This window comes from candidate division KSB1 bacterium (assembly GCA_022566355.1).
In the GTDB taxonomy this organism is placed as follows: domain Bacteria; phylum Zhuqueibacterota; class JdFR-76; order JdFR-76; family DREG01; genus JADFJB01.
This window is the reverse complement of sequence record JADFJB010000190.1, coordinates 1-5,452: the sequence shown is the minus strand read 5'-3', so window position 1 is coordinate 5,452 and position 5,452 is coordinate 1. Positions and strand designations below refer to the sequence as shown.

The following is a 5,452-nucleotide window of genomic DNA, read 5'->3' as shown; positions in this document are numbered from 1 at the left end:
TTTTCATATGAGAAGATTGAAATAAATTCTGGAAAAAAATTAGGATATGAATTGTTTGACCGGTCCAATCAAGATTCGATTATTTTCAACCGAGGTACTGAATCGATTGTTGAAAATAAGCAAAATGAAATATAGAATAATAGCTATCACTAAAAACCGCCCACGATATCCAGTATCCAGTATCCAGTATCCAGTACATCTACGATATTTTTAGTTATGCGAGATCTTATTAATCCATCCTAAACGAGGATAACTCAAATCTGTGGATAGCCCATTCCTTCTGAGTTAAATTACAAATCAATCATAGTTAGTGTTTGACCGAAAACTCAACAACTAGTGTCATTCCGGTAATTTTTTGAGCCGGAATCTAATCATTCCAAGCATGTAGATTCCCGCTAAAAGCATGCGGGAATGACAGAATGGGTGCTTTTCGTTCAGATACAAGTTAACCTCGTAGAGGTTTTATTGTTGTAGATATGGATTTGAAAAAGGTTTTCAAATCCTCATAGAGGATTAATAATTAAGGATCATGTAAATATTTTGTACCGTACTTATTCTTCAAAAAATAGGTACTAGCTTTAAGACCATTCTTTCCATAATAAATCTTATTGTTTGGAAAAGTTATCATATCCACACTTACATTTTCAAATCGAAAAGTTTGCATCTTTCTAGATGAAATGATATTTAGACCATTATTCTGAACCAACAAAATTCAAAAATCAAAATAGAATAGGAAAAAATTGAATATTCTTCTAGGGCCGAAATGGCGGCGCTATCACTACGACAATAATAGGATAAAACTCCTTGATGAAGAGGGTGGCAAGATTTCATTTTCATTTGATAAAGGGAATTTCGAGGATCTGCTTTCTCATTTACCAACCAATTGGCCGCCGGATCTTATTTTATTGGAACGACCTGAATACTTAACCTTTCCTCTCGGAATTGAAAATTCAGACTATCCCGTTGTGGCTATGGTGGGCGATTGGAATATCTGTTTCAGGGTTTTGCAGGATAATCTGAAAAGATTTGACTGGATTGTAGTCGACCAAAAGGGCGTCAATGTATTCAAAGAAGCCGGTTACCAAAATGTTGATTATTTTCCGGTGTATGGATTTAACCCGGCGGTTCATCGTCTTTTGGAAGGCTATGACCGCATTTATGATATTTTAATGATCGGTAATTTTAATCATGAATTTCAACGTGAGAGGGCAAAATGGCTTAAGCGGCTCACGCGAATTAATCCTAAATATAATGTAAGGATTTTGTCGAATATATTCGGCGAGGAGTATGTTCGGAATTATAATAAGGCGAAAATTATTTTTAACCGGAGTATTCGGGGTGAAATGAATGAACGTGCGTACGAAGCGCCGGCAAACGGGGCGCTGCTATTTTATGAAGAAGAAAATTTGGAAATTCGGAATTTCTTAATTCCTGGCGAAGAATGTATTCTCTATAATGAATCTAACTTTGAAGAATTGATCGAGCATTACCTGACACATGAAGAAGAGAGAAGCAGGATAGCAAAGGCCGGGAATCGAAAAATCCAACAATTTTCCTACGAACGTCAATTATGTCATTTGATAGAACTTTTGAAAAGCAGGCATGTTTTTAGCAATAAAAAGGAATATCGGGTTTTTTCCAGGCTATCGGAATCCGAACAGGTTTACCAAAACGCAAAATTGGTCTTGCAAGAAATTTCGCCAAATCGACTCAAAATTGCGGAAGAAATGCTGAATAATGTAGTTAAATTGGACCCTCATCATTATGAGGCCCGTAATGCCTTAAGCATGATTTATATGCTGTATTTCGAGCAGGCACAAAAGCAATCGCAAATTAGCAAAGATCTTTTTGACCAGGCGATGAATTCTTATATTGATATTATTGACGAAATTCCAGATGCAGCACTGGTCCATTACAATATTGCTTGTGTCTGCCAAGCCGAAGAACAATATGACCTCGCAGAAGCGGAATATAAGAAAGCGCTGGCGACCACACAAAATGATGAGCCATTGGTAGTCAGAGACTATTTTTTCCCAAGGGATTATGTCACCTTTCGAATCGAATGGGAAAAAATCTCAGCTTTATACTGCGGTGATTTGCAGAAGCAAGATAAGGCGCTCAAAGGTTTACTGCGCTGGCAGTGTTGTTTTTTACTCGGGGGATTGTGTTTGATTGGCCGTCGGGTCGATGAAGCTCTGGCCTGGTATAACCAGGCTGTAGCCGCAAGACCCGATCTCGCCGCAAGGGCGCGACTCAAAATTGGTGAAGTTCTGGCAGCCCTGGGCCGGTATGATGCCGCCCTGGAAGAATTCGAAAAAACATTGATATTGGAGCCATTTAATACCGATGCCTGGAAGGATAATGCCAAACTCCTCAACAGGGCAGAAAAATATAAGGATTGTGTAGAGTTTTTCGATGAACTTTTCTTGTTGATTGAACGCTGTCCTTTTTATTCACAAGAAAAGAAGTGGATGGTGCCATTGTATGAGGAAGCTAAAAGAGGGTTGGTTTAATTGTAACTTGAATACATTTTCAAGTAGAAAAACAATGGTAAATTAACTTCAAAAGATCAGAAAGAATAAAGGGATTAGAGAAAATGACTGCAAAAGAAATGGCTAAAAGTGTTATTGATAAACTTGGTGCTTGTATCGAGAAACAGATTTATTCATTATTTCTTTCGGCTATTACGTCATCGGATAGATTTCCTTTTATTCTACCAGTTATCTTTTGAGAATTTTCAAAAGACATTTTTGATAGGTTTATTTTAGGGATAACAATGACTTTTACTTCGGTGTTATCGTCAAGTGGGATATTTTTTAAATTCAGAAGACCATTTGTTATTCGTGAATCAAGTACTATTTGACTCATGCAAGACCTCGTTATATATTTAGATGTTTATTTGAAACTTAATAAATTCAATGATATTTACCAAACAAACTTTAATTTCTGATACAAAAAAAGAACAATTGGTTTTTTTGAAGCGGTCCCTTACCTCAACAAAGTCATCTTTTTAGTTAAATGAGTTACTTGCCCCTGAGACGACTTAGCTTCAAGCCTGAAGAGATAAATGCCACTTGCCACTGGACGTTCTTTTTCATCACGACCATCCCACAGAACTTGGTGTTGCCCTGCGTTCTTCAACCCAGTCTCAAGCGTTGTGACTCTTTTGCCCAAAATGTCATAAACCGCGAGACTCACGCTTACATCGACAGGTAATTCATAGCGAATCAGTGTTTCAGGATTAAAAGGATTGGGGTAGTTTTGATGCAAGATAAACGCCATCGGCAAGGTTTCCAAATAATCTTCTACATTGGTAAGCCGTTGACCAACGGCAAACCAAGTTGGACGTTGTCCTTCGGTGACAAATGGCTCGGATGAACCCGCTGCTTGAATCTTATTCGGAACTAAAGGTATCTGGCGCAGACTGGGTACGCCTGATTCAATTCTTTCAAACACGAGACGACTGTCATCTGTTGAATAGCGCGGATACCCGAGAAACGCCCCGTTGTTTTCTATCAATCCCAGTTCACCAGTGAACAAATCGATAGCCCAGATTTCGTTTACGCCCTGATTCTCATCAAACAGGTCAAACACAAAGAAAGCATCGTTGGTCTGTGCAAATGAGGGATTTGCAATATTAATCCCCTCTGGCAAAGGTGGGAAGATCGGAATAATGATTTCATTCTCCACGTCGAGCACATTCACATCCCAATATTCGATGGCTTCGCCACCGGATTGTGGAATCCTGTTGAAGGCATCGTAAAGGAGAAACTTCCCGCTTAAATCCCAATCCAGGGCATCCGCAAACAATGTGTTATTGGCCTGCACGCCCTCAGCAGTCGTGGGCGTGTAGAGACGGACTTCTTTGCTAGCGTTGGGATCGACCAAATCAAAAACGTAGATGGTGGTGTCTCTGAAAACAGACGTTGCCGCCAATTTCGTGGCGTCGGGTGACAACGCTATGGAACTCCACACACCTTCAGCGCTGATCACTCTCTCCCCGCTTTCATCAAGAATACGAATGAAGTTTTGGCTGTCAATAAACATGATGATCGAACCATCATCTGAAACACTTATGGGATTACCTGTCTGGGTGAAAACCTGGGTCGTGCTCACCTGAACGATGTCGGTTTCAGAATTCTGGATGACCGGTTTTATCAAAAACAAGCTGGTGTCGTTTTGAGCGCCATTTACCACTGCAATGAATTCTTCGCCTTGAACGGGTGGCAAATCAGCAGGGGGTGGTGTTCCTGTATCGTCCGTTATTCCCACCGCATCAAAAGCTGTCTTCACCGCATCCACTTCGGTTGAAGGATCACCAAACAAATCGGTGGCTGCCTGAATGGCGCCCAAACGCAAGTCGATAAATTGCGATTGTCTGTTCAGATAGCGGGCATCGAGCACGCGATAGTAAATCTGCTCGGTTTTCTCTCTGCCAATGGCGGCAGCAATCAAGAAGCAGACACGGTTGGGAATGCCGCTATTTACATGAACACCACCATTGTCCTGTGAAATGTCTAACTCTAAGAATTCATTCATATGGGCTGGCTGCCAACCGGGGTCGTTGCGGCTGCTTCCGCCATTGTGAGGATCCTCCATGTCGCGTAACGCCCCGGATGGAAAAGCTGAAAGGAGTACGACATCTTCACCGACTTTCCAATCATCTCGATCCAACATGACACCAAATACATCCGCAAATGATTCATTGAGCGCTCCCGATTGAAATTTGTACTCCAGGTTTACAGTATGCTGAATCACTCCATGAGTCATTTCATGCGCAGCCACATCCAGGGCACCAGCCAGCGGTTTGAAGGCCGTGTTTCCATCTCCAAAAGAGATGAATTTGCCGTTCCAAGATGCATGATCCGACGGTTGGTTGTCTTTCGTTACATGAATAATAGAGATAATGGTACTGCCTTTATCATCAATGCCTTTACGACCATGGGTTGCTTCATAATATTGAAAAACCTCTCCTACATTAGAATGCGCCGATACTGAAATAGGATCATTCCATGTGTTGTCGCTTGATGTGACATGATCCAGTTGTTCTAAGTTAGTGTTTTCCGCATCAACAGTCCAGAGAGCTCCCTTGGGATCATCAGGTAGATTGGATTCGCTGGGTTTAAAAATGTCCCTTGAAGCATCCATCATATAAAACGTCCCACCTAGTTCGTAAACATTGATGGTTTGGGTTACACCGTTCAAATCTACAGCGGTGGCCGTGGTTGGCCCGTCAAAATTGGTGGCATTGTATTTTTCTAAGATGTCTCCTGAAGCCGCGTCAATGAAATAGTACCAAAGATCACGAAAATTTGGTCGAATGACGACATGCCAAATTAAAAGGGGCTTTTGAGTTTCTGAATCCACCCAAATGTATTTTTTGACAGTCGGGCCCTCGTAGTCAAGAATCATTTTGGCCCAATCGCCCAATTCTTGAATCGCTGTATGCTTT

At 41.1% G+C, this 5,452-nt stretch carries 3 protein-coding genes; 1 reads left to right on the top strand and 2 read right to left on the bottom strand.

Annotation, left to right across the window (positions count from 1 at the left end):
* Positions 1 to 740 precede the first annotated feature (740 nt).
* A complete protein-coding gene (locus IIC38_19815; GenBank protein ID MCH8128170.1) occupies positions 741 to 2,513 on the top strand; it encodes a glycosyltransferase in 1,773 nt (590 codons plus the stop codon).
* Positions 2,514 to 2,661: 148 nt separating this feature from the next.
* Here IIC38_19815 and IIC38_19810 read toward each other — a convergent pair whose 3' ends face one another.
* Together IIC38_19810 and IIC38_19805 are read right to left on the bottom strand one after the other, a co-directional pair.
* Positions 2,662 to 2,868, bottom strand: coding sequence for a hypothetical protein (locus tag IIC38_19810; protein ID MCH8128169.1), 207 nt, complete (start codon positions 2,866 to 2,868; stop codon positions 2,662 to 2,664).
* A gap of 120 nt (positions 2,869 to 2,988) precedes the next feature.
* Positions 2,989 to 5,452: M4 family metallopeptidase (locus IIC38_19805; GenBank protein MCH8128168.1), on the bottom strand; the 2,464-nt coding region annotated here is incomplete at its 5' end.

Coding starts and splice junctions, on each gene's coding strand:
- IIC38_19810 (MCH8128169.1), bottom strand. CDS start 2,868: ATGAGTCAAATAGTACTTGATTCACGAATAACAAATGGTCTTCTGAAT.